Consider the following 24,746-nt stretch of genomic DNA (forward strand, 5'->3'; position numbering starts at 1 on the left):
CGGCGGCCACAGCACCGATTGGTCGCCAACCCGCCAGAGTCGGAGACTCGCGCCCGGCCGGGTCATGAACCCGCTTGTGTCGTACCCGCGCCGTAGGGTGTGCGGTGATGGCTACACGAGGTGTTGAAGGCGCTTACCAGGGAGCGCTCCGGGCGTTTCAGAATCCGATGCTCGCCTTGCTTCACCAGACGCACGCGCCGTTCGTGGTGACGGTGCTGGCGATGGTCTTCACCGCGGAGCGCCCGACCGTCGCGGTGGCCGACGCGCATGCCGAGATCAACGACGCCCTCGGCCAGTTGCGGGCGGCCGGCTACGGCGACGAGGACAGCCAGCCGCTGCCCGTGGGCAGTGCGCGTGATCTCTGCCGGCAGTGGGTGCAGGCCGGGTGGCTGGTCCGGCAGGTGTCCGACGACGATGCCGAGGTGTATCGGCTTTCGGCGTACGGCGTCGGTGCGCTCGAGGTCGCCGGGCGGGTCGGCGGCGCCCGTACCCGGGTGTCGGAGTCGCGGGTCCGGACGCTGCTGGAGGCGATCGAGCGACTGGCGCAGGACGCCGATCCGGACCTGATGTCCAGGATGGTGCGCCTGCACGAGGAGATCCAGCAGCGGCAGAAGGAGCTGACCCGCCTGGAGAAGGGCGGCGCCGTCGAGACGGTCGACGACGAGCAGTTGCTCGAGGCGGCCGAGAACGTGCTGCACCTGGCGCGGGAGCTGCCCGCGGACTTCGCCCGTGTGGCCGAGTCGATCAAAGCCATTCAGCGTGACGTCGTCGCGGAGTTGCGGCACGACGTGCGCCCGACCGGCGAGGTCCTGCGTGAGTATCTCGCGCGCGGCCAGCGGATCCTGGACGCGACACCGGAGGGCCGGGCGTTCGCCGGGGCGTTGCGCCTGATCGGTGACCCGGCGCAGATCGACGGCCTGTGGGGCCAGTTGCGTACCGTGCTGCGGCACCGGTTCACCGAGCTGTTGCCGCCGCAGCAGCGGCGTGAGCTGACCGAGATCTCCCGGCGGATCGAGCAGGGCGTCAAAGAGGTGCTGGCCGCCCAGCGGCAGGCGTCGCACGTCATCACCACCCAGGTCCGCAACCACGATCCGATGCGTGACCGCCAGGTCGACGAGCTGCTGCGAGACGTGATGTCGGGCCTGCACAGGTGGGTTCCCGGCTCGCGCCGCGGCGAGGCCGTCGAGCCGTTGCGCCGCCTGCCGGTCGCCGACGTCGGGCACCTGCGCCAGCGGATGAGCGACCCGCGGCCTCCGCAGCCGCCCGCGCCGTTGCCGGACTGGGACGAGCCGGAGGACATGCCGGCCGCGGACACCCGGGCGTGGGGCGGCCCGCGCTACGCCGAGTTGCGGGCCCATCTGGAGACGTTCGCGGCCGGGGCGGCGAGCGTCGACGTGGTGGACGCGTTCCGTGCGGCCGGCGAGGAGTTGCAGCGGCCGGTCGATCTGCTCGGCCTCCTGGAGGTCGCGCACGGCGCCGGGATGACCGAGACGGCCGAGGTCACGGTGGTCGAGACGGTGCGACCCGACCGGACCCGCCGACGTTTTGCCCTGGGCAGTGTGGTGGCGGCGAATCCGGCCGGTGTGGACAGGAGTGGTGACGATGAGTGAGCCGGACGAGACCGACGGCTGGTCGGCGGGTTTCATCGACCCGGTGTCGATGGAGGAGGATCCCGCCGAGCTGTTCGCCGGCGATGCGGGCACGCTGGACGCGGAGGTCCGCCGTGTGCTGGTCCAGCTGTTGCGGCGCAAGTTCCTGCTCGCCGAGAAGAACCCGGCGCACTGGCGCACGTTGCTGGAGAACCAGCAGATCATCGAATCGCGTATGCACGACCTGTTCGTCCGCCTCGTGGTCGACCACGACCGCGGGGTCGCCTACAAGCAGCAGGTGCGGTCGGTCGAGATGGACGTGCCGATCCTGCTCAAGGACGACCCGTACAACCGGGCCGAGACCCTGGTCCTGGTCCATCTCCGCACGGTCTTCCAACGCGAACGGGGTACCGGTGAGACGTCCGCGCGGGTGGACATCGAGGAACTGGAGCAGACCGTGCTGACCTACTTCGACCCGCACGACCACAACCTGGCCCGGCGTCAGCAGGAGGTGCGCAACGCGGTGCAGCGGCTGGTCACCGAAGGGCTCCTCGCCGAGGAGTCGGCCGGCCGGTACCGGATCACCCCGATGGTGGAGGTCGTGCTGAGCACGGAGAAACTGGCCGAGCTGGACCAGTGGCTGCGCGACCAGAACGAGGTCACCGCGTGAGCATGATCGACACGCTGTTCGGGCTGGTCCCGGCAGCCTCCCGGGGCCAGCAGTGGGTGGCGCGTGACCTGCAACTGGTCAACTGGGGCGGCTACGACGGGTACCACCACCTGCGCCTCGCACCGGGCGCGACCCTGCTGAGCGGAGGTTCCGGATCGGGCAAGTCGACGCTGATGGACTCGTACATCGCGTTGCTCATGCCGCACACGACCCCCTTCAACGGGGCGTCCAACGGCGGAGTGGTCGGCCGGCCCCGGGGCAAGGACCAGCGAAACATCCTCTCGTACGCCCGTGGCAAGCTCGACGAGTCCCGCGCCGACGGTGAGACGAAGCTGCGGGTGCTGCGTGGTGACGGCCGGGACACCTGGTCGGCCATCGCGATGACGTGGGTCGACCACACCGGCGCCGAGTTCACCGCGCTGCGGGCCTGGTATGTCCCTTCGTCGGCCCGCAACCTGGACGACGTCGTGGCGGTCCGGGCCAGCTGTGACCACGCTTATCAGCTGCGGACGCTGGAAGGCCCGGCGGGCAACCGGTTCGCCCGTACCGATGTGGTGGCAACCGGTTTGACCTGGAGTGACACCGACCGGGAGTTCACCGCGCGCCTGCACACCGTGCTCGGCATCGGCGCCGCCGGCGACGGGCACAAGGCGATCGCGTTGCTGGGGCGGATCCAGGCCGGCCAGCAGATCACCACGGTCGACGCCCTGTACAAGACGATGGTGCTGGAGGAGCCGGCCACGCTGGCCACCGCCGACGCGGTCGTGCAGCAGTTCGACGAGCTGTCCGGCACCCGGGCCCGGATGATCACCGCTCGCCAGCAGGTGAAGGCGCTGACCCCGATCCGCGAACACCGGCGCACCATCGACGAGGCGGTGGACCGGCTGCATGCGATCGACGAGATCGGATCCTTCGCCGACACGTCGTCGCCTGCCGCGTTGTGGCGTCATCAGCGCCGGCTGGATCTGCTGCGCTCGGCCGAAACGGACCTGGACCAGCAGAACCGCCGGGCCCAGGCGGCGCTGTCGGAGACCAGCGCCCTGGTCGAAGCGGCCGAGGCGCAGCGTGACGGGGTGACCGACACGATTCGTGCGTCAGGTGGCGACCGGATGGAGACCGCACAGCGGGAGATCCGCGTCGTGGAGCAGCGGCTGGCCGACGTCGAACGGGTACGGGAGCGACTGGACCGGGTGCTGGCGACGATCGGGGCCTCGGTCGAGACCGGTGCGGACTTCGCCGCGCTGATCGAGACGGCGCATCGCTCGGTGGCCGACGTCGACGCCCGGCGGACCGCTCAGCAGTCGTACGCCGACGCGGCGGCGGAGAAGAAGGAGGCCGAGCGGGAGCTGGGCGGGCTGCGCGCCGAGCGCAACGCGGTCAAGAACCGCCGCGGCAACATCCCGACCGACCTGCACGCGGCCCGCGCGGCGCTGGCCGAGGCCGCCGGACTCACCCCGGAGGACCTGCCGTTCGTCGGCGAGCTGATCGAGGTCCGGACGGAGTTCGAGCCGTGGCGCGAGGCGTTCAACCTGGCGCTCGGCGGGTTCGCCACCCGGATGCTGATCGACATCGGCCGGCTGAACGCGTTCCGCGAGGCCATCAACGCGGTGCCGACCGCACGGCGGATCCAGTTCGAGGGCGTGCGCACCGGGCAGCGTGACGAGGTCGGCCTCGACGGCAAGACGCTGCCCGGCCGGCTCGACTACCGGCCGTCGCCGTTCACCGCCTGGCTCAAGGGTGAGCTCGCCCGCCGCTTCGCGTACGTCTGCGTCGACACGCCGCGGCTGCTGCCCCAGTACGCCAAGGCGCTCACGATCACCGGCCAGACGTCGGAAGGTGGCCGGGGCGCGCACGGCGGCCAGGGCCGGGCCAACGTGCTCGGCTTCACGAACAGCCGGACGCTCGCCGAGCTCGACGAGCGGATCACCCTCGCGCAGAAACGCCTCGACGATGCCGCCGCGCGAATGTCGGGGGAGGAGGCGAACCTCGACTCGGCGGAGGCTCGGCGTACCGCCTACCAGAGCGTCACCGAGTTGTCGTGGGATCAGGTGGACGTCGCGGCGGTCCGGGCCGAACAGGACCGGTGGAGACGCGTCATCGACGAGATCCGTGCCGGCAACCCGGAGATCGATCAGCTGCAACACCAACTGGACGAGCTGAAGCAGCAGGTCAGGGAGATGACCGAACGTGTCGGCCGGCAGAAGGACACCCTGGAGGCGGTCGGGAAGTCCTGGGCGGCGATCGTCGACGAGGTGGACCGCGTCCAGGCGGCGCTCGACACGGCCGCCGAGTCTGGCGTCGAGGTCAGCGAGGAGCACCGGCACTACCTGGAGACCCTTTTCGACGGCGACACGGACGCGCTCGAACAGTTCGACGCGGCCGCGAGACACGCCACCGAGCGGCTCCGTGCCGATCGGCAGAACGCGACGGAGGCGATCGGCCGGTCCAGGAGGGCACTGCACGACACCTTCTCGACGTTCCTCGAACGCTGGCCGAACCCCAACCTCGGCATCGACCCGGACGCCTCCTACCGCGACTTCGACCACCTGCTCACCGACCTTACGACCAGCGGCCTGCACGAGCTGGAGACCGAGTGGCGCGACAGTCTGCTCAACCTGTCCGGCAACGACCTGACCGGCCTGGACAGCGAGCTCGCGGCCGCGGTCCGGGAGATCCGCGACCGGATCGACCCGGTCAACCGGATCCTCGCCGAACTGCCGTTCGCCGACGACGGGCACCGGCTGCGCATCGACCCGCAGGAGAGCCATTCCACGACACGTGCCCGCTTCCGCAAGGAGCTGCGCGACGTACGCGCCTTCATCGACAAGGCCGAGACCGAGGACGACCGGGAACGCGCCTATCACCGGATGACCAAGGTGATCGACCGGATCCGCCGTGCCGCGCCGGATTTCGCCGACCTCGTCGACGTCCGAAACCACGTGCGGATCAGCGCCGAGAAGATCGACCTCGACGGTACGCACGTCGCCGTCTACGACCACATCGGTGAGAAATCCGGCGGCGAGTCACAGGAGCTGGTCGCGTTCATCGTCGGCGCCGCACTGCGGTACCAACTGGGCGATGCGGGCGCCACCCGGCCCCGTTATGCCCCGGTCTTCCTCGACGAGGCGCTGATCAAGGCGGATGCGCATTTCACCGGCCGTGCCATCGGCGCGTGGCGCGGCCTGGGCTTCCAGCTGGTCATCGGCGCCCCGAACGACAAGCACAGCGCGATCGAGCCGCACGTGGACGCGGAGTACGTGATCCTCAAGAACACCCACGGCCGATCCTGGGCGAAACTCCTCGTCGGCGTTCCGGACGCATGAGCGCACTCGTCACCCCGGAAGACGCCGTCGCGACCGTCCGCCGCAGGTTCGAGAAGAACTGGGCGGAGGCCGTGTGCGCCGAGTTCGGCGTCGGCGACCGCGTGGTCTTCTCGGTCCGGCTGCGTCCCGGGGTGACGTCGGGCCGGGCGGTCGAGCAGTTCGGGTATCCCGCCTGGCAGGGCTGGCACATGCGGTGGCGGGACTTCTGCGCCCGGCTCCCCCGCGGAGTGGAGGTCGGCCGTGCCGCGGTGACGATCCGGGGAGTCGCCGGCGATTTCCCGGAGGTGCTCAACGCCGGCCTGGACGGCGCCGCCGCGCTCCTCGCCGACGCCGGACCACCGGCCGTGGACATCGGCCGGGCCCGTGCGCGGGCATCGGCCCTGAAATCCGCCGGCGCCACCCTCACCCCGGCCACGCTGCGGGCCGTCGACACCCTGTCACCCAACGACGTGGACGTGCTCATCAACGCGGTGACCTGGTTACACCGGCACCCCGACGCCGGTGACTGGACGCAGCGGCAACTTCCGGTGCCCGGGATGCACACCAAATGGCTCGACAAGCACGGCGCGCTGCTGCGTGCGGTCGCCGGGCGTGAGGTCCGCGACGAGGTCCGGCCCCGGCCGGCCGTCATGCATCTGACCTATGTCGACCCGCGCCACGTTGCGTCCGGCCGGCGCAGGCACGACGCCTGGACCACCGGGGACGTGCACGACATCGCCTACCCGCCGCATGTCGTCCTCGTCGTCGAGAACCGTGACTCCCGCCTCTGGTTCCCGCCGGTCAGCGACACGATCGTGGTGGAGGGCGGTGGCAAGGCAGCGGCCGCCCTGCTCGCGAACGTGCCCTGGATCCGCTCGGCGGATCACGTCCTCTACTGGGGCGACATCGACGCCGACGGCTACGCGATCCTGGACCACTTCCGCGCCGCACTCGCCGTGCCCACGCCGGACGGGGCACCGGCCACGCAGGTCACCTCCATCCTCATGGAAGCCACCGACCTGCACCGTTACGCCCCGCACGGCGTGAACCACGACAAGGCCGGCCGGCCCATCAAGCCGTCCCGGGAGGTCCTGCCGCACCTGACCGAGACCGAGACCCTCGCGTACGCCACCATCGCCACCGCGGGCCTCACCCCGTTCCGCCGCATCGAACAGGAAGCCATCCCACTCACCGACGCGGCGGCGCGACTGCTACAGATCTCGCAGGGGTGAGGGCCATCTGAACGCCGAACGCACGCGCCCAGATCCGCCTGTCCCACCTGGCCTGGATCGCCTGATGCCCACCACCCGGCCCCACCCAACGGCGCCTCACATGACGGCGGCCCTGGCGTGGCCGGGTGGTGTGCGTCCCGGGTCGGCAACGTCGACCAGCGCACACATTGGCCGATCGTGGGCTCTGGTCCTTGCCCGAGCAGAGACAGGAGCACACGCAAAGCCGATCGTGGGCGTTCATCCACGCCGGGGCGACTACGCGGGCACACGCAACGTCAACGTGTGCGCCCGTCACCGCTACTGGGACGCCCGCCGGCGGTGCTCGACAGCCCGGGCGGCGAGAGAGCCGGCGGATGGGCGACTACCTCCTCGGTACGGGCTTCTCGCGGCCTGGCCTCCGATGCCACCGCGGTCGAGGATTCCTTATTTGTCGAGTGCGATGGTGAGGTCGCCGGTGGGCAGGGTCTGGCAGGCCAGCCGCCAGCCGTCGGCCAGTTCGGCGGCGGAGAACATGCCACGGCTGTCGGTCTCGTGTTCGCCGGCCCGGACCACCACCCGGCAGGTCCCGCAGGAGCCCTCCCCGCAGGACTGCGGCAGCTTGACGTCGGCGACGTTCGCCGCGTCCAGGACGGTCTGCCCGGGCCGGCACGGGAAGCCCGGCGCGGAGTCCTCGACGTCGATGCGGAAGGCGGTGATCCCGGCCTCTTCGGCGGCACGGGCGATGGCCTGCGCCTTCTCCCGCCGGGTCTGGCGGCTGTGCCCGGACACGAACGCCTCGGTGTGGATGCGGTCGCGGGGCAGCCCGAGTTCGGTCAGGTGCCCGATCAGGTCCTGCATCATCGGCGCCGGCCCACAGAGGTGGGCCCGGGCCGTCGCGGTGACGAACGGACGCAGGGTGCCCGCGCTGATCCGGCTGTTGCGCCCGCTGACGAAGGTGAGCCGCCGCAACCCGGGCAGTTGCTCCTGGAGAGCCGTCAGCTCAGGACCGAAGAGTCGTTCCGATTCGGACCGGTGGGCGGCCAGCAGCACGATCCGCCCGTCGTGCCCGGCGTCGGCCGCCGCCGCGAGCACGCTCATCAGCGGTGTCATCCCGACCCCGCCACCGATCAGCAGCAGCGTCCCGGTGTCGTCGCCGGGCTGCCAGGTGAAGTCGCCGTGCGGGCCGCTCACCCGCAGCGCCTGCCCGGCTTCCACCTCGGTGTGCAGAAAACCCGACCCCAGCCCGCCCGGCTCGTGTTTGACCGCGATCTCCACGAACCCGGTCTCGCCGGGGCCGCTGCAGATCGAGTAGGAGCGTTCGATCGGTTCGACCGCGACCGGCAGTTCGATCTTCAGGTACTGCCCGGCGGCGAACGTGAACGGCATCGTGCCGCCGTCCAGGGGCGCCAGCCGGATCCGCCGGACGGTAGGCGTCAGCTCCTCGACCACGGCCACTCGCAGGTATCCCGACCAGGGCGTCTCCGGATTCCGGACCGGGACGGCGGACCGCACGGTCCGCCACATGGCGCCGGTCTGCCGCGGGCTGAGCACCGCGTTCGCGGCCATCAAACCGCCGGCCAGCGCCCCGACGACCCCGGAGCCCCAGGCGTCCTGACCGGCGACGATCAAATTCTTCACGGGGGTACGGCAACCCGCGCGCGACGATCGGAGCCGCTGCGGTGTGGCCGCCAGCCCGTAGAACGAGCCCCGCACGCTGTGCTGATAGTTCTCGAACGTGAGCGGGGTGGCGAGCTCGGTGAACTCGACCGCCGCACGGAACCCGGGCCACTGCCGTTCCAGCCGGCCGAGCAGCCGTTCGGTGGTCTCCTCCTTGAACCGCCGGTAGTCGTCCGGCCGCCGGTCGGCGGGCGTCGACGGCCACCTGTCGACGATCGCCGGGTCGACCAGTTCCAGCACTTCGACGGTGTGGGTGCGGGCGGCCGGATTGTTCAGCGACGGGAACGACACGTAGAGGGTGCCGTCACCGCCGTCCAGGTCGGGCATGAACCAGTGGTTCTCGCCGCGCGGCCCGAACTCGGCGGGGGACCGTTTCATCCCGAGGAACAGCATGGCCGCCGACGGCTCCGGGGGCAGATCGGCCAGCTCCTGCTCGCGGCCGATCAGGGCGTAGGTGTTGCGCACCCCGGTCGCCGAGACGACGGTGCCGGCCTTCACGTGGTACCGGCGCCCGCTCGCGGTGTCCACCACGTCCACCCCGGTGACCCGGCCGTTGTCCACGGTGACCCGTTCGACGCGTTGCCTCGGGCGCACCTGGACCCCGTACCGCTGAAGGGTCTCCAGAATGATCCGGCCGATCTCGCCGGGGCCGCCGACCGGATGGGCGGTGCCGTTCATGAAGAACGTCAACGGGACCGCGGCGTGGTAACCGAACGCGCTGTCTCGTGGCGGGATCCCGTAGAGCCCCCAGCGGGCGGCGAGGACGGCCCGCAGTTCGGGATCGCGGAAGCTGAGGCTCATCTGCTCGGCCAGCGACCGGTACGTCGACGGGTAGAGCCGTTCGACGATGGGGGTGCCGAGGCGGCGGATCCCGGCCGGCATGGCGGCGAGCACGTTGCGGGCGGCCAGGCCGGTCATGCCCCGCCGGATCGCGGTGAAGAACCTGTCGATCTCGCCTGCCGAGTCGGGGAAGCACTGCGCCAGACGCTCGCGCAGCCGGTCGCGTCCAGCCGGGACGGTGAAATCGAAATCGGGGAAGTGCAGCACGTCGTAGTCGTCCGGCAGCGGCTGGAGCTGCACCCGGCCGTCGGTCATGAAGTTGAGGAACGGGCCGGCGTCGGCGCTCATGTAGTGCAGCCCGGTGCCGAACCGGTAGCGGCCGTCCCTGGTGAACTCGTGGGTCATGCCACCCGGCGTGTAGTGCTGTTCCAGGACGAGGACACGCCGCCGGCCGAACTGGGCGATCGTGCGGGCGGCCGCGAGACCACCCATTCCTGATCCGATCACGACCACATCGGATTCCTCGAGCGCGTCCATCCGTACCCCTCAGATCAATGTCTTTTCGGGGTCAGCCTGGTGACGGCGACTTTATTTCGACTGAATGATCCGATCCATTTCCCGTCAAGTGGCCGGCGTTAGCTTTCTGCCGACACCTGAGAGAAAGGGCTCATCAATGACATTGCCGACGATCGTGCTGGTGCACGGGGCCTTCGCCGACGGCAGCGGATTCCAGCCGGTCATCGAACAGCTGGTGGCCGCCGGATATCCGGTGGTGGTGGCGCCGAACCCACTTCGCGGGCTGTCCTACGACGCGGCCCAGGTCCGGGCGCTGCTGGCGTCGATCCCCGGACCGATCGTCCTGGTCGGTCACTCGTACGGCGGCGCGGTGATCTCGGCCGCCGCCACCGAGAACGTGCAGGCCCTCGTCTACCTGGCGGCGTTCGTCCCGGAAACGGGGGAGAGCGTGCAGCAGCTGGTCGAGCGGTTCCCGGGCAGCACCGTCGGCCAGTCGCTGAAGCCGGTGCCGCTGGCCGACGGGCAGGTCGACCTCTACATCGATCCGCGTGTGTTCCACCCGAACTTCGCCGGTGACCTGCCGGCCGGACAGGCCGCGCTGCTGGCGCTCACCCAGCGGCCGGCGACCGGCGCCGCCCTGGGCGAGCCCGCGTCCGGGCCGCAGGCGTGGCACTCGATCCCCACCTACCACCTGATCAGCGGCGCCGACCGGATCATTCCGCCGGCCGCCCAGGAGTTCATGGCCGAGCGTTCCGGCGCCACGGTCACCGTTGTCGACGGCGCCTCCCATCTGGTGTTCGTCTCCCACCCGGCCGCCGCGGTGGCCCTCATCGAGAAGGCGGTTGCCGAGAATGTCCAAGAGTGAAGAGGGGATGCGGCGGGGCGTACAGATCCATGCCCTCTGCTATGTCGCCGCGAATCTGATCCAGGCGCTGGCGTGGTGGCTGTTCACCCCGGGGCTGCACTTCTGGCCGATCTGGTCGATCATCGGCTGGGGCACCGGGCTGATCGCGCACATCTGGGGAGTCCGGGCCGCGACCAACCGGGTCATCCGGACCTGAAGGCCGACGCCAGCCGCCGTGCCGCCTCGCGCAGTTCCGCGGGCGTCCGGTCACTGTAGGCGAACCGCAGGAACCGGTCCGACGACCTGTTGCCGGGGTCCGCGGCGAAGAACTCTCCCGGCTGGTAGAGCACACCGCTGGCGGCCGCCCGCCGGAACAGGTCCGCCGGGTCGAGGCGGTCGTCGGTGAGCCGCGCCCACAGGAACAGGCCACCCTCCGGCGGCCGGATCTCGAAAGCGCCGGGAAGATGCTCGTGGAGCGCGTCGACGAGCACCCCGGCGCGCTCCCGGTAGATCGCGGAAGCGTCGCGTACCAGCCCGTCGAACCACTTGTCGTCGCTGGTGACGACCCGTTCGATGATGGCCTGGGTGACCGAGCCGGTGTGCACGTCGAGCCGGTTGCGCAGCCGGATGACCGGGTCGACGAGGTGTTCGGGCAGCACCATCCAGCCGGCCCGCCAGCCCGCGCCGAGGGTCTTGGTGAACGTGTTGACGTGGACCGCCCGGTCCGAATCGTGGAACACGCCGGCGCCCTGGTCCCGGCCGGCGAACCGCAGCTCCCGGTACGGGTCGTCGACGATCACGTAGAACCCGTGCCGCTCGGCCAGCTCGACCAGGGCCTGGCGCCGCTCCGCGGACAGGCAGACCTGGGCCGGATTGTGGAAGTCGGGCACCGTGTAGACGGCGGCGATCCGTTCCCCGGCGGCCAGGCGCCGGGCCAGGTGGTCGACGTCGAGCCCGTCGGCGTCCAGCGGCACCGGCAGGACCCGCTTCGTGGCGACCTCCAGCGCCCATCGGAACCCGGGGAACACCGGGTCGTCGACGGCGACCGTCGCGTCCCGCTCGACCAGGGTGAGCACCGCGAGGGTGAGCCCGTGCATGCCACCGTTGGTGATCACGATCCGGTCCGGGTGGACGCCCTCCCGGCCGGCGATCCAGGCCCGCAGCCCGGGGAACCCGTGTGGCGCCGAATACTGGAGGCTCGCGATCGCGGCCGCCGGGTCCTGCCACAGTTCGGCCGACGCCCGCGCGAGCTCCCGCACCGGCAGCGCCTCGGCCGCCGGGACCCCACCGACCAGCCGGATCGCGTCGGGCGCGGGGACGGCCTGGCTGGCGACGACGAACCCCTGCGGCCCGGACAGTCCACGGGCCAGCTCGGACAGCCCGCTCATGCGGCCAGGAACTCGTCGGCGCGGCGGGCGAACAGCAGCGCCCCGCTCGCCCGGGAACGACTCGACGCCTGTTCAGCGGCAGCCCTGACCACGGTCACCGGTTCCCCTCTCGCCTGCAGGAGGCGTGCTTTGAGCAGCAGACACAGGCCTTCGGCGTATCGCTGGCCGTACTCCCGGGCGGCCCGGTCGGCCCGGTCCAGGGCGGCGGTCGCCCGGTCACAGCGGCCCGCTGTCAGCCACATCTCGGCGACCAGCGCGTGATGGAACGCGACACCCCACTGTGGTGGGTCGACCAGGCTCGCGGCCAGGTGCTCCTCCGCCTCGGCCGCCGCGCCCGCTGGATCGTCGCCGGTCAGCGCCCGCGCCCAGCAGCGGCTCTGCCGGACGTAGTGGCCGATCTGCGCGTTCAGCCGCTCGAGATCCTCGGCCACCCAGCGGTCGCCGGCGCGGCGGGCCAGGCCGGCGTCACCGGCCATAGACGCGATCATCGTGGTGTAGTAGACCCAGACCGACGCCGCATAGGGGTCACCCGGCGCGTCCCAGCCGTCGACCACGGCCAGCGCGGCCGGCACGTCGTCGTGCAGGGCGGTCGTCACCGCCAGCCAGCCCGGTCCCTCGCCGGGGATGGCGCCGTCCCGCCGCAACGGAGTCTCCTGGGCGAGCCGGTCACCGTCGTCGTCGGCGGACAGGAGACGGACCGCCTCGCCGATGTTGCCGACATCCCACTGGTGCAGGCCCCACGACTGCCGGGCGTACCGCCGCACGGCCGGGTCGGCGGACGCCTGCCCCATCTCGTGCATGCGGCGGGCCAGCCGGTCCCGGTCCTTCTCCAGCGCGGTGTAGGCGCCCATCGTGCGGATGAACAGGAAGTCGGCGGCCTCCGCGGGCCGGCCCAGGGTGCCGGCCAGATACTCGGCGCGATCCAGCAGGTCGACTGTCGAGTCGTCGAATCCGGCCTGCCGCCGGACCACGATCGCGAGCAGCGTCAGCGCCGCCAATTCAAGATCCATCAAACCCGACGATCTTGTCACCTGTACGGCGTACCGCAGCTGCCGGTTCGCGGAGTCGAAAGCCAGCTTGCCGGCCGCACAACGGCCGGCCCGGATCAGCGCCTCCGCGGCCCGCACCGGCTCGACCAGCGGCCCCGCCGCCCACAGGTGGTAGGCGAGCCGCTCAGCGACCACCTCGTCGTCGGCGTGGGTCCGTTCCAGCGCGTCCGCGACCCGCAGATGCAACCGGACGACCTGCTGTTTCGCCGTCGTCTCGGACACCGACTCGCGAACCAGGTCATGGGCGAAGCGCATCGACGACGGATCGTCCGGCCCCGGTTCGAGCAGGCCGAGCGCCTGCACCGGCTCCAGCCGGTCGACACAGTCGGCCACGCCCACCCCGGTCGCCCGGGACAGCAGCCGCAAGTCGACGTCCCGGCCGATCAGCGCGGCCACCTGCAACAGGTCACGGGCGTCGTCGTCGAGTCCGGCCATCCGGCTGCGGACCACGTCCCGGATCGTGTTCGGGACACCCCTCTCGCTGAGCCCCTTCTCATTGAGCAGCCGGGACAGTTCGAGGACGAAGAACGGGTTTCCGGCCGTACGGTCGTGAATGGCCTGCGCGAGATCACCGTCCGGATCCCGGCCGACCTCGTTCCGGACCAGCGCCGCCACCTCGCCGACACCGAGCGGGCCGAGCCGCAGCCGCCGATGACCAGGCACCCGGCTCGCGGTGGCCAGCACCCGGGACAGGGCCTGGCTCAGCGTCGGCGCGCGGTCCCGCAGCGCCGCGATCATCGCCGTGCCACCCGGCAGCCGGGCCGCCAGGTGATGGAACAACTGGAGCGACGCGACGTCGGCCCACTGGAGGTCGTCGAGGACCAGCAGGGTCGGCCGCTGCGCCGACGCCTCCCCGACGAGCGCGACGGCCTGCTCGAAGAGCCGGAACTGGGCGTTGCCGTCGGGCACCGTCCGGTCCGCGCCGTCCCTCGGCTCCAGGATGATGCCCAGCTCGCTGGCCAGCCACTTCTCCCGGGACGGCGCCGGCAGGCTCGCCACGATCCGGCCCAGCGCCTGCTCCCACGGCCACATCGACGGGGTGCCGTCACCCTCCAGGCACCGGCCCCACACCACGAGGGCGTCACCGCGGGCCGCGACCGCGGCGGCCTCCTGCAACAACCGGGTCTTCCCGGCGCCGGGTTCGCCTTCGACGACACCGATCGCGGTGCCGCCGGCCAGAGCGCCCTCGACGGTACGCCGGAGCAGCGCGAACTCTTCGATCCGGCCGACCAGGTCGCTCTCCGGCCCGGCCAGGCTGCTCTCCTTCTCGGCCGGGCCGCTCACCTGTCCGGGCGGGCTCTCTCGTCCTGGCGGGCTTTCTCGCCCGGACAGGCTTTCTCGCCCGGGCGGGCTTTCTCCTCTGGGCGGGCTTTCTCGTCTGGGCGGGCCGGTGGTGGTGGCCGGCGCCGGGGGCCGGGTCAGGACGTTGTGGTGCGCCTCCTGGAGTGCCTGGCCCGGATCGATGCCGAGCTCGTCGGCCAGCCGGTCGCGGACCGTACGGAACACCGCCAGCGCCTCCGCCTGCCGGCCGGCCGCGCCGAGCGCCGTCACCAGGGCGGCCTGCACCGGCTCGTGGAACGGCGCCATCGACGCGGCCAGGTGCAGGGCGGGCAGCACCCGGTCCGGGCGGCCGGCGGACACGGCGAGATCGGCGGCGGCCGTGCACGCGCGGTAGAACTCGTCATCGAGGGCGGTGGCCGTACCGTCGCCGGCCGGTCCGCGCCACAGCTCCAGTGCCCGCGTGTAGTGGTCGAGAGCCGCCTCCCCGGACGCGGCGGCAGCGGCGCCGACGTGTTCGCGGAAGGCGGCCAGGTCCAGGCGGTCCGCGCCCGCGGTGAACAGGTAACTGTTGCCGCGCCGATGCAGATACGCGCCGGACTCCCGGGCCGGCAGCCGCGGTTGGAGGATGCGGCGCAGCGCCCCCACGTACTTGTGGATGACGTTGAGGGCGCTGGCCGGCGCCTCGTCACCCCAGATCAGGTCGATCAGCTCGGCCGTGCTGACCGGCCGGCCGGCCCGGGTCAGCAACAGGGTGAGCAGCAGCGCCTGCTGACGGGGACCAGTGTCCACTTCGGCCCCGTCACGCCAGAGCCGCAACGGGCCGAGCACCTGAAACCGCAGCTCACCAACGGCATCGACGGGCACTTTTCTCGACCTCCGCGCGGATCGTACCGTGCTGCCGTTACACATTGACGCCTGTCCGAACCCCGAAGGGATCCTGATGATCGATCACCGGCTGCCGCTGCGTGCCGTCGTCCCGTTCGCCACCGGCTCGATCGGCATGGGGATCTGGGTGACCGTGCCGGGGATCCTGCTGCTCTACTTCCTGACCGACGTGCTCGCCGTGCCGCCGGCCGTGGCCGGCCTGGCCCTGCTGATCCCGAACATCGCCGACATCGTGCTGCACCCGTGGATGGGCCGGGTCACCGACACCGACCGGGCCGCCGTCGGTCATCGCCGCCGGGTGATGCTCGTGGGCTGCGCGGTGGTCGTCACGTTCGTCGCGCTGTTCGCGGTGCCGGCCGGGCTGCGCGGGACGCCGGCCGCGATCTGGGTGGCGGTGGCGCTGGTCGCCGGGAACCTGCTCTACTCCGCCTACCAGGTGCCGTACCTGGCCACCCCGGCCGATCTGGGCATCGGCTACCACGAGCGGACCCGCCTGATGGGCTTCCGCAACACCGTCATCACGATCGGGGTGCTGCTCAGCGGGGTGGTCGCGCCGCTGCTCACCGGCACCACCCCGGACGTCGGCGACTACGGGCGGATGGCGGCGGTCCTCGGCGTGGTCATGCTCGCCGCGATGCTCACCGGAATCCTCGGGGTGGCCCGCCTCAACGTCGCGGCACCGCCGGCGCCGGCGCCCGCGGCGGATCACCGTGGCGGACTGCTGGCGGCCCTGCGGGACCGGCAGTTCCGGGTGCTGACCGCGTCGTACCTGACCATGGCCATCACGATGAGCCTGGTCCTGGCCGCCCTGCCGTACTTCGCGAAGTACGAGCTGGGCCGCCCCGAACTCACCCCGGCCCTGGTCGCCCTGTTCATGGGCCCGGCGGTGCTGACCACGCCACTGTGGGTGCTGGCCGCCCGGCGCCTGGGCAAACAGCGCTGCCTGCTGACCGCCCAGTCCGGTTTCGTGGCCGGTTCGCTGGTGCTGGCCTTCGGCGCCGGAGCCGGCCTGCCGGTCCTGGTCATCGCGATGGCGCTGCTGGGCGTCTCGTTCGCCGCGATGCAGCTGATGCCCCTGTCGATGGTCCCGGACGTGATCGCCGCGTCCGGCCCCGGCGGTCCGGCCCGGGCCGGCGCCTACACCGGCCTGTGGACCGCGGCCGAGGCCACCGGTGGCGCGGTCGGCCCCTACATCTTCTCGGCGGTCCTGCTGGCCGGCGGTTTCGTGGCGAGCACCGCGGGCGACCAGATCACCCAGTCACCGGGCGCACTGTCCGCGGTCCGTTACGGCTCCACCCTGGTCCCGGCCGCCCTGATGACACTCGCCGCCCTGCTACAGCGCAACTACGCCCTGGACCGCCCCACCCCAGCCCCCGCCCACAGCCGTCGCTGACGCGGCTTTCGGGGCACGCGTAACCGTCGTGGGCGACGGCCGAGACCGCGAGCCGTCGCTGACGTGGGTTTTGGGGTACCGATAACCGTTGTGGGCGACGGCTGGGACCGTGAGCCGTCGCTGACGTGGGTTTTGGGGTACCGATAACCGTTGTGGGCGACGGCTGGGACCGTGAGCCGTCGCTGACGTGGCTTTCGGGGCACGCATAACCGTTGTGGGCGACGGCCGAGGCCCTGAGCCGTCGCTGACGTTGGTTTTGGGGCACGCGTAACCGTTGTCAGCGACGGCTGGGGGCGTGAGCTGGCGCTGGCGGGGACGGGCCGGCGGGGGTTAGGACTGGTGGGGGTAGGGGGTCAGCTGGACCCAGACCTGTTTGCCGGGGCCGTGCGGGTGGGCGCCCCACGTCTGGGCGAACGCGTCGACGAAGACGAGGCCCCGGCCGCCGGCGCTGCGTTCGTCGGTGTCGCGGCGGTGTGGCATGCGGGCGGAGTTGTCGGTCAGCGACAGGCTCACCCGGCCGTCCGAGGCGTGTACGTGCAGGGCCAGGAGACCGCCGCCGTGCCGGACCGCGTTGGTGACGAGTTCGCTGACGATCAGGGTGGCGTCGTACAGCCAGTCCTCGTCGGTCAGGTTCCAGCCGGTGAGCAGGGCGCGAAGCGCTGCCCGGGCGGCCGCCGCCGCGCCGTTGCCGTCCGGTAGTTCGATCTCGGCATTCAATTCACTGACCACATCGGCTTTCCCGTCCCCCGTGACAGCGATCACCTATACCCCGTTCCGGGGCGGATCAACCGTTTCGGGGCTGAAGGTCGCGTGCCTGGAAACCGTCGATGCCGCGTTTCCAGGCCGCGTCCAGTTCACCCACCGGGGCCCAGCACGCAAGGGGTGAAGCCGATCCGCTCGTCCGGGTCGCCGGCCACGGTCGGGTCGAGCGGCGTGTCGGCGGCGGTCCGCCACGGCAGCCGCGGCCACCACTGCTGCTGAGCGGCGACGGCGTCCGCGGTCGGCTCGGTCGGCACGCCCGGGACCAGGACCAGATGCTCCTGGTTGCGGCAGCGGGCCTCGGCGCGGACCCGCTCGACCGGCTCGGTCCAGTTGTGTGGGGCGAGGTTGAGCAGCCCCCAGTGCACCGGGATCATCAGCTTCCCGCCGACCAGCGCGTTGGCGTTGACGGCGAGCTCCGGACCGAGGTGGTTGTCGGGCCAGCCCGGGTCGTACTGCCCGGACTCGATCAGCGTGACGTCGAACGGGCCGAGCCGCCGGCCGATCTGCTCGAGGTCGGCGAAGTAGCCGGAGTCGCCGGAATACCAGGTCCGGTGCTGTGGGCCGCGCAGCGACCAGCCCGACCAGAGGGTCTCGTTGCTGTGCAGCGGATCGCGGCCGGAGCTGTGCCGGGACGGGGTGGCGGTCAGCTCGACCGGGCCGACGGTGGTGCTCTGCCACCAGTCGAGCTCCCGGATCCGGTCCGGGGCGATGCCCCAGCGCTCCAGGTGGGCGCCGATGCCGAGCGGCACGACGAAGGTGCTGGTCCAGCCGGCCATCGCGGTGATCGTGGACTGGTCGAGGTGGTCCCAGTGGTCGTGGGAGATCAGGACCGCGTCGATCGGGCCGAGGTCGGTGAGCGCGGCCGGTGGGGGATAGAACGGCCTGGTGCCGAGCAGGCTGGACGGGCCGGAGTAGTCGCCCCAGAACGGGTCGAGCAGCACACGTGCCCCGTCGATCTCGACGAGCGTCGACGAGTGGCCGAACCACGTGATCCGTAGTCCGGTGGTGGGGCTCACGGCGTACACCCCGGTGTCTGTCGGTTTGATGTCGAGGGGTTGATCGGGGCTGCTCGTGTCGCCGCCGGTGAAGAGTGAGCTGGTGGTCGCCTGCCAGAGGGAGAGCCATTGCGGCTGCGGGTTGGTGAACTCACCGTCGCGCCACTGCGGCGACTGCTCGTTGCGGGCCAGCCGGTCGCCGGCCGGGGAGGCGCCGAACGGTTCGGTGCGCACGTAGACGAGGCCGCCGACGACGGCCAGGAGCAGTAGGGCGCTGATGCCGGCCGCCGTGCGGCGCAACCAGCGGCGGCGTCGCTTGATGTCGCGCATGCTGCTCCGTTATCGTTTCCGTCATCGTTGTGGAGAGGTCTCCAGTAAGATAACGGAGAGATCTCCGGATCGCAAGGAGGGGCATGGTCCGCTCAGACGCCCGGGAGAACCGGGCCCGCATCCTGGCCGCTGCCCGGCAGGCGTTCGCCGAGGACGACGACACCTCGATGAACCGGATCGCGCAGCTCGCCGGGGTCGGCCCGGGCACCCTGTACCGGAACTATCCGTCACGGGAGGCGCTGATCCTGGAGATATATCAGGAGGAGATCGAACGTCTGGTGGGCTCGGTGTCCGAGTTGCAGGCCACGCTCCCGCCGGTGGAGGCGCTGCGCCGGTGGACCCTCGACCTGGTCGACGGGATGCGCAAGAAACACGCGTTCGGGTCGGCCCTCAGCCCGGACACCCACCAGTCGATCGCGGCGCGCAGCTACGGGCCGGTGATCGGCGCGATCACCCAGCTCCTCGACGCCGGCAAGAGTGCCGGCAGCATCCGCGAGGACGCCGAACCGGTCGATTTCCTCCAGCTCACCGGCGCGCTGTGGCGGGCCGCGCCGGACCGCACCGAGCCGATGCTGGCCCTGATCCTGGACGGCCTCGGCTCACGCTGAGAACTCCTGGGTGCCGAGGACGGTCAGCAGCCGCAGTTTGCTCTCGGACTCGCTGCGCGGCGCCGCGGTCAGCACCAGCAGCGCCTGCGACTCGTCCTCGGTGAACAGCACCTGGCAGTCGACCTCGACCGGCCCGATCCGCGGATGGATCAGCGTCTTGTGGTCCTCGAACCGCCGGGCCACCTCCTGCGCCTCCCACAACCGCGCGAACTCGGGACTTCGCAAGATCAGGTCACGCACCATCTCGCCGGCCCGCGACGCCGGACCCAGCAGGCCGTACGCCACCCGCAGCGACGCCACCTGGGCCCGGCTCTGCCGATCGTGGTCGGCCGGCGGATAGGCGCGCCGCTCCTGCTCCGGCCGGCTGAACCACCTGTAGAAACTGCTGCGCTCCGGACCCGCGAAATGGCTCGGGTCGCCCAGCAGCGCACGGGCCGGCTCGTTCTGGACCAGGGTCTCGCCGAGCACGTTGAAGATCAGCGCCGGGGTGTCGGCGAGCCGGTCGAAGATCCGCAGCAGCCCCGGCGCGACGTAGTCGGTGACCGCCACCCGATCCGGGGCGCTGTGCCCGGCCACCCGGTACAGGTAGTCCCGCTCGTCGGCGGTCAGCCGCAGCGCCCGGGCCAGCGACGCCAGCATCTGCGGGCTCGGCTGCGGCCCACGCCGCTGCTCCAGCCGCGTGTAGTAGTCGGTCGACATGGTGGCGAGCTGGGCCACCTCCTCACGGCGCAACCCGGCCGCGCGCCGGCGGGGCCCCGGGCTGAGGCCGACGTCCGACGGCTGCAGCGCCTCCCGGCGCCGGACGAGGAAGTCGGCCAGGCCATCACGATCCATGCAGGAAGTATCGGGGAGTCGCCCGGCGGCAAACAGGGATCGGCGATCCCCCGACATCCGGTCTCTGGTACGCGATCCGCGCCCCGCCAATCCTGGTGGACATGAACATCACCGGAAACACCGTCTTCATCCCCGGCGCCACCAGCGGCATCGGACTGGCGCTCGCCCTCGAACTCCGGTCCCGGGGCAACGAGGTGATCATCGCCGGCCGCCGCACCGAACTGCTGGACCGGATCGTCGCCGAGAATCCGGGCCTGCACGCGTACCGCCTCGACGTCACCGACCCGGACCGCATCGCGGCCGTCTCCAAGCAGGTCATCGCGGAGCACCCCGAGGTGAACGTGCTGATCCCGATGGCCGGCATCATCCGCTTCGAGGACTGGACCACGGCGGCCGGTTTCCTCGCCCCGGCCGAGGAGAACATCACCACCAACCTGCTCGGCCCGATCCGGCTGATCGCCGCGTTCATCGAGCACCTGCGCACCCGTCCGGACGCCACGATCGTCACCGTCTCGTCGGGGCTGGCCTTCATCCCGTACGCGGCCAACCCGACCTACAGCGCCACCAAGGCCGCGATCCACCTGCTGAGCGAGGCGATCCGGCTCCAGCTGGCCGGCACGTCGGTGCGAGTCCTCGAACTCGTCCCGCCGAAGGTCGCCACCGACCTGACCCCGGGCCAGAAGGAGAGCCCCACGTCGATGCCGCTCAACGAATTCATCAGCGAGGTGATCGAGCTGATCGAGACCCGGCCCGACGCCACCGAGATCCAGGTCGAAAGAGTCAAATTCCTGCGGTACGCCGAGCAGCGCGGCGACTACGACCAGGTGGTGACGCTGGTCAACGAGCACGGCTGACGCGGCTCTCTACAGGCGGAGCGGTTCCAGCAGGCGGTGCGGGGTGCGCAACGCCTGGGCGTACGGGTCGGCGGTCCCGAAGCTCGGTTTCTGGATCTCGACGTCGGCGGCGGCCGGGGTCACGCCGCACTGCGGGCAGCCACCCACCTCGTCGAGCTGGGCGCCGCACACGGCGTGGGTGAGGCGGGAGCGGGACTCGGGCTCGACGTAGTGCTCGTTGCCCCACTGGCTGAGCCCGTTGAGCACCGGCCACAGCTTGGCGCCCTTGGTGGTCAGCGCGTACTCCTCGCGGGCCCCGCGCCCGGGCACCCGCTCGACGACGTCCTCCTCGATGAGGCGGGCCAGCCGGTCGGTGAGCACGGCCGGCGGCAGCCCGATGTGCTTGCGCAGGTCGCTGTATCGGCGCAGGCCGTAGAAGAGATCTCGAATGATCAGCAGCGTCCAGCGCTCGCCCACGATCTCCAGTGAGCGGGCGATGGCGCAGTTCTGCCGCACGTAGTCGGTTCCCAGGGGCATAGCAGCCAAATTAACACGGTCCGGTTCAACTACCGAACCATGTTACTTCAACCACTGTACCTATTTGGTTCAGTGGTTGATGCATATGGTGGCGGCATGACAGTCGTGAACACCCTCCCGCGCCGTACCGGGTTCGTCGGCATCTCGGCCGCCCTGGTCGCGTTCTTCATCGCCGCGGGCGCCGTCACGCCGCTGCTTCCGCTCTACGAGAAGAGCTGGGGCTTCCCGCACTCGACGCTGACCCTGGCGTTCGGCGTCTACGCGATCGCGCTGCTGGCCGCCCTGCTGGTCGCCGGATCGCTGTCCGACCACGTCGGCCGCCGTCCGGTGCTGGTCGGCGCGCTCGCCCTCGAACTCGCCGCGATGCTCGTCTTCGTCACCGCGCCCTCGATCGGCTGGATCATCGCGGGCCGGGTCCTCCAGGGGATCGCGACCGGAGCGGCGTCGAGCGCGTTCGGAGCGGCCGTCGTCGAACTCGCCCCCGAACGGCACAAGAAACTCGGCGCCCTGATGACCAGCCTCGCGTCCACCGCCGGGCTCGGCATCGGCGCGCTGCTCTCCGGTCTGGTCGCCCAGTCCGTACCGGCCGAGGCGGCGTTCACGGTCTGGCTGGTCCTGGTGATCGTGATGGCCGCCGGAACCGTCTTCGCCGTCTTCACCCCGGAGACCGTCACCCGGCGGTCCGGCGCGCTCGCCTCGCTCACCCCGCGGATCTCGGTCCCGGCCCGGGTCCGCCGGCAGTTCGCCGCGACCGCGCCCGGGGTCGCCTCGGTGTTCATGACCACCGCGCTGTTCCTCGGCCTGGTCCCGATCGTGTTCGCTGCCGTCTTCGCGGCCGGCGGCCCGGTCGTCGGGGGACTGGCCGCCTTCGTGCTGTTCGGGGCGGGCGCTGTGGTCTCGGCCGCGACCAGTGGCGTACGCCCGCGTGATCTCGAGGTCGCCGGCGACCTCGGCCTGACCGCCGGGTCGATCCTGTTCGTCGGCGGGATCGCGCTCGGCGCCTTCCCGCTGGTGTGGATCGCCGCGATCCTCTCCGGCGCGGGCATGGGCGCGACCTTCTCCGGAACCATCCGCGGACTGGTGCCGCAGGTCGAGGCGCACGAGCGGGCCGGCCTGTTCACCGCGGTGTTCGTGGTGGCGTACCTGGCGCTCGGGGTCTCGGCGATCGTCGCCGGCCCGATCGCGACCGCGGTCGGAGTGGCCGACATGGCGATCGGTTTCGGTGTCGTCCTGGCCCTGGTGTCGGCCCTTGCGCTGGTCCTGAGCCTGAGAGGCCGGGCTTTCCAGCAGCGAGGAGATCGGTCGTGGACGGGGGTGGCGGCCGGGCGCTAGAAATTTAGTAGACAACCGGTCTACTACCAAGGAGTGCAGGGCCATGAGCTCACCGAAGGTCGCCATCGTGACGGGCGCGTCGCAAGGATTCGGAGCGGGGATCGTCGAGGGATACCGCAAGCTGGGCTACGCGGTGGTGGGCACCTCGCGGTCGGTCGGCGAGTCGTCGGACCCGGCCGTCGTCAACGTGGCCGGTGACATCGCCGACCCGCAGACCGCGGATCGGGTGGTACGGACCGCGATCGAACGGTTCGGCCGGATCGACACGCTGATCAACAACGCCGGGGTGTTCGCCGCGAAGCCGTTCACCGAGTACACCGAGCAGGACTTCCAGTGGCTGGTCGGGGTCAACCTGGCCGGGTTCATGCACATGACGCAGCGGGCGATCCCGCACATGCTCGCCCAGGGCGGCGGTCACATCCTGCAGATCACCACGAGCCTCGTCGACCAGGCCGACCGAAACCTGCCGGTGGCGGTGGCGATGCTGACCAAGGGCGGCCTGCAAGCCGCCACCAAAGCGCTCGCCATCGAGTACGCCCGTCGCGGCATCCGGGTCAACGCGGTGGCGCCGGGCATCCACAAGACACCGATGAACCCACCGGAGACGTACGCCGAGCGCGGCGCCCTGCACCCGATGGGCCGGATGGGCGAGGTCAGCGACATCGTCGACGCCGTGATCTACCTGGAGAACGCCCCCTTCGTCACGGGCGAGATCCTGCACGTCGACGGCGGCCAGAACGCCGGCCACTGACGACCTGTAGCCCGTCGGCCGGCATGTCGAGTACCGCCCGGCATGTCGAGTGCCGGGAGGCATCGCGGCAACGGTGACGGGCGCACACGTTGGCGTTGCGTGTGCTCGGGTAGTCGTCCCGGCGTGGATGAACGCTCATGATCGGCCTTGCGTGTGCTCCTGCCCCTGCTCGGGCAAAGACCAGCGCACACGATCGGCCAACGTGTGCGCTGGTCGACGTTGCCGACCCGCGCCACCGGCAGCCGCCGCCGCGGCCCGATTCGGAGCTGAGGCCGAGGTGGGAAACGCGGTCTCAGCTCCGATGCTCGTCAGACGGCGGCGGTCCGCGGCTCGGTCGCGGACCCCATCAGCCGTCGCTGAGCACGGTAAAGCCGCTGGTATTCCAGTGGTGAGCGACGGCTGGCGGTCTCGGCCGCGACCGCCAGCCGACAGGCCACGGCGTGGTCTCGGCCGCGGCCGAGCCGGCAGGCCGCGGCGTGGTCTCGGCCGCGACCGAGCTCACAGACCACGGCGTGGTCTCGGCCGCGACTGAGTCAGCAGACCAACGACAGGTCGTTGGAAACGTGTCAGGCGGCGAGTGCTGCATGGTAGTGGCTGATCAGCCAGCGCTCGTCGATCCGCTTCAGGATGACGGTCAGGTGGTAGTGCAGCACGCTGCCGTCCGGGCGGCTGAACGTCGGGTCCACATAGGCGGACAGCACCCCGTCGGCGAGTGGGCGGATCTCCCGCACCACGTAGTCCACGTGCAGCCCGGCGGCGTGCGGCCGGCTGTAGTAGTCCTCGACGCCCTGGCGCCCGATCGAATGTGCCGGTAGCGCGCCCTGGAACAGCGCATCCTCGGTGAAGAACGTGGCCACATCGGCGGGCCGCTGCTCGTCGATGCCGTTCTTCCAGCCGTCGAGGGTTTCCGCGACGATCCGGCTGAGGTCGGTCATGATCTGGCTCCTGAATAGTAGACCGGTTGACTACCCAATCGTGGCCGGGCCGCCCGCGTTGTTCCAGGACGTGTTTCCTCGCTGCTGAGAACCAGCGGCTCCCAAGCCGAGCAGGCGGACGGCCGAGCGGGCAGGCGGCCGAGCGGGCAGGCGGCCGAGCAGGCAGGCGGCCGAGCAGGCAGGCGGCCGAGCGGGCGGCCAGCCGAGCAGGTGGGCGGCCGGGCAGGTGGGCGGCCGGGCAGGC

The 24,746-nt window shown here is 71.1% G+C and carries 19 protein-coding genes; 11 read left to right on the top strand and 8 right to left on the bottom strand.

Annotation, left to right across the window (positions count from 1 at the left end; translation table 11 throughout):
* Window positions 1-167 precede the first annotated feature (167 nt).
* The 4 genes from AB0E94_RS12720 to AB0E94_RS12735 are packed head-to-tail and all read left to right on the top strand — an operon-like array spanning window position 168 to window position 6,793.
* Entirely contained in the window at window positions 168-1,610 is a 1,443-nt protein-coding gene (locus tag AB0E94_RS12720) for a DUF3375 domain-containing protein (protein ID WP_360325676.1), read from the top strand.
* The gene (locus tag AB0E94_RS12725) at window positions 1,603-2,259 is read left to right on the top strand and encodes a DUF4194 domain-containing protein (RefSeq protein WP_360325678.1); all 657 of its coding nucleotides are present in this window, start codon (window positions 1,603-1,605) and stop codon (window positions 2,257-2,259) included. The genes AB0E94_RS12720 and AB0E94_RS12725 overlap by 8 nt, the downstream gene beginning before the upstream one ends.
* A 2-nt stretch (window positions 2,260-2,261) precedes the next feature.
* The gene (locus AB0E94_RS12730) at window positions 2,262-5,582 is read left to right on the top strand and encodes an SbcC/MukB-like Walker B domain-containing protein (RefSeq protein WP_360325840.1); all 3,321 of its coding nucleotides are present in this window, start codon (window positions 2,262-2,264) and stop codon (window positions 5,580-5,582) included.
* Complete coding sequence (locus AB0E94_RS12735) at window positions 5,579-6,793, top strand: Wadjet anti-phage system protein JetD domain-containing protein (RefSeq protein WP_360325679.1); 1,215 nt, start codon at window positions 5,579-5,581, stop codon at window positions 6,791-6,793. Before AB0E94_RS12730 ends, AB0E94_RS12735 begins: the two co-directional genes overlap by 4 nt.
* A gap of 423 nt (window positions 6,794-7,216) precedes the next feature.
* On the opposite strand, the gene AB0E94_RS12740 is transcribed toward AB0E94_RS12735, so the two are convergent.
* Window positions 7,217-9,766, bottom strand: a complete 2,550-nt coding sequence (locus tag AB0E94_RS12740; protein ID WP_360325680.1) for an FAD-dependent oxidoreductase — start codon at window positions 9,764-9,766, stop codon at window positions 7,217-7,219.
* A 136-nt stretch (window positions 9,767-9,902) separates the two neighbouring features.
* Here AB0E94_RS12740 and AB0E94_RS12745 point away from each other — a divergent pair, with 136 nt between their 5' ends.
* Together AB0E94_RS12745 and AB0E94_RS12750 are read left to right on the top strand one after the other, a co-directional pair.
* Window positions 9,903-10,610, top strand: coding sequence for an alpha/beta hydrolase (locus AB0E94_RS12745; protein ID WP_360325682.1), 708 nt, complete (start codon window positions 9,903-9,905; stop codon window positions 10,608-10,610).
* The gene (locus AB0E94_RS12750) at window positions 10,597-10,806 is read left to right on the top strand and encodes a 2TM domain-containing protein (protein ID WP_360325684.1); all 210 of its coding nucleotides are present in this window, start codon (window positions 10,597-10,599) and stop codon (window positions 10,804-10,806) included. The genes AB0E94_RS12745 and AB0E94_RS12750 overlap by 14 nt, the downstream gene beginning before the upstream one ends.
* Here AB0E94_RS12750 and AB0E94_RS12755 read toward each other — a convergent pair.
* Entirely contained in the window at window positions 10,793-11,977 is a 1,185-nt protein-coding gene (locus tag AB0E94_RS12755) for a PLP-dependent aminotransferase family protein (protein ID WP_360325686.1), read from the bottom strand. The genes AB0E94_RS12750 and AB0E94_RS12755 overlap by 14 nt on opposite strands.
* A complete protein-coding gene (locus AB0E94_RS12760) occupies window positions 11,974-15,171 on the bottom strand; it encodes a BTAD domain-containing putative transcriptional regulator (protein WP_360325688.1) in 3,198 nt (1,065 codons plus the stop codon). The genes AB0E94_RS12755 and AB0E94_RS12760 overlap by 4 nt, the downstream gene beginning before the upstream one ends.
* Before the next feature lie 76 nt (window positions 15,172-15,247).
* Between AB0E94_RS12760 and AB0E94_RS12765 the strand changes: the two genes are divergently transcribed.
* Window positions 15,248-16,585 carry an MFS transporter gene (locus tag AB0E94_RS12765; RefSeq protein WP_360325689.1) on the top strand — a complete coding sequence of 446 codons (1,338 nt, stop codon included), beginning with the start codon at window positions 15,248-15,250 and terminating at the stop codon, window positions 16,583-16,585.
* 330 nt (window positions 16,586-16,915) lie between these two features.
* Here AB0E94_RS12765 and AB0E94_RS12770 read toward each other — a convergent pair whose 3' ends face one another.
* Both AB0E94_RS12770 and AB0E94_RS12775 read right to left on the bottom strand, forming a co-directional pair.
* Entirely contained in the window at window positions 16,916-17,347 is a 432-nt protein-coding gene (locus AB0E94_RS12770; protein ID WP_360325691.1) for an ATP-binding protein, read from the bottom strand.
* A 92-nt stretch (window positions 17,348-17,439) separates the two neighbouring features.
* Window positions 17,440-18,672 carry an MBL fold metallo-hydrolase gene (locus AB0E94_RS12775; RefSeq protein WP_360325693.1) on the bottom strand — a complete coding sequence of 411 codons (1,233 nt, stop codon included), beginning with the start codon at window positions 18,670-18,672 and terminating at the stop codon, window positions 17,440-17,442.
* A gap of 83 nt (window positions 18,673-18,755) precedes the next feature.
* Here AB0E94_RS12775 and AB0E94_RS12780 point away from each other — a divergent pair, with 83 nt between their 5' ends.
* A complete protein-coding gene (locus AB0E94_RS12780) occupies window positions 18,756-19,280 on the top strand; it encodes a TetR/AcrR family transcriptional regulator (protein ID WP_360325695.1) in 525 nt (174 codons plus the stop codon).
* Here the strand turns inward: AB0E94_RS12780 and AB0E94_RS12785 are convergent.
* A complete protein-coding gene (locus tag AB0E94_RS12785; protein WP_360325697.1) occupies window positions 19,272-20,114 on the bottom strand; it encodes a helix-turn-helix transcriptional regulator in 843 nt (280 codons plus the stop codon). The genes AB0E94_RS12780 and AB0E94_RS12785 overlap by 9 nt on opposite strands.
* 101 nt (window positions 20,115-20,215) lie before the next feature.
* Between AB0E94_RS12785 and AB0E94_RS12790 the strand changes: the two genes are divergently transcribed.
* Window positions 20,216-20,968 (top strand): SDR family NAD(P)-dependent oxidoreductase, encoded by a 753-nt coding sequence (locus AB0E94_RS12790; protein WP_360325699.1) that lies wholly within the window; start codon window positions 20,216-20,218, stop codon window positions 20,966-20,968.
* A 9-nt stretch (window positions 20,969-20,977) separates the two neighbouring features.
* On the opposite strand, the gene AB0E94_RS12795 is transcribed toward AB0E94_RS12790, so the two are convergent.
* Entirely contained in the window at window positions 20,978-21,484 is a 507-nt protein-coding gene (locus tag AB0E94_RS12795; protein WP_360325701.1) for a helix-turn-helix domain-containing protein, read from the bottom strand.
* A 96-nt stretch (window positions 21,485-21,580) separates the two neighbouring features.
* On the opposite strand from AB0E94_RS12795, the gene AB0E94_RS12800 reads away from it, so the two are divergent.
* On the top strand, window positions 21,581-22,816 hold the full coding sequence (locus AB0E94_RS12800; protein ID WP_360325703.1) for an MFS transporter: 1,236 nt from the start codon (window positions 21,581-21,583) through the stop codon (window positions 22,814-22,816).
* Window positions 22,817-22,859: 43 nt separating this feature from the next.
* Window positions 22,860-23,567 (top strand): SDR family oxidoreductase, encoded by a 708-nt coding sequence (locus tag AB0E94_RS12805; RefSeq protein ID WP_360325705.1) that lies wholly within the window; start codon window positions 22,860-22,862, stop codon window positions 23,565-23,567.
* 566 nt (window positions 23,568-24,133) lie between these two features.
* Here the strand turns inward: AB0E94_RS12805 and AB0E94_RS12810 are convergent.
* Complete coding sequence (locus AB0E94_RS12810; protein ID WP_360325707.1) at window positions 24,134-24,502, bottom strand: SgcJ/EcaC family oxidoreductase; 369 nt, start codon at window positions 24,500-24,502, stop codon at window positions 24,134-24,136.
* Window positions 24,503-24,746: the final 244 nt, after the last annotated feature.

This window comes from Actinoplanes sp. NPDC026670, from assembly GCF_040638175.1.
GTDB lineage: Bacteria > Actinomycetota > Actinomycetes > Mycobacteriales > Micromonosporaceae > Actinoplanes.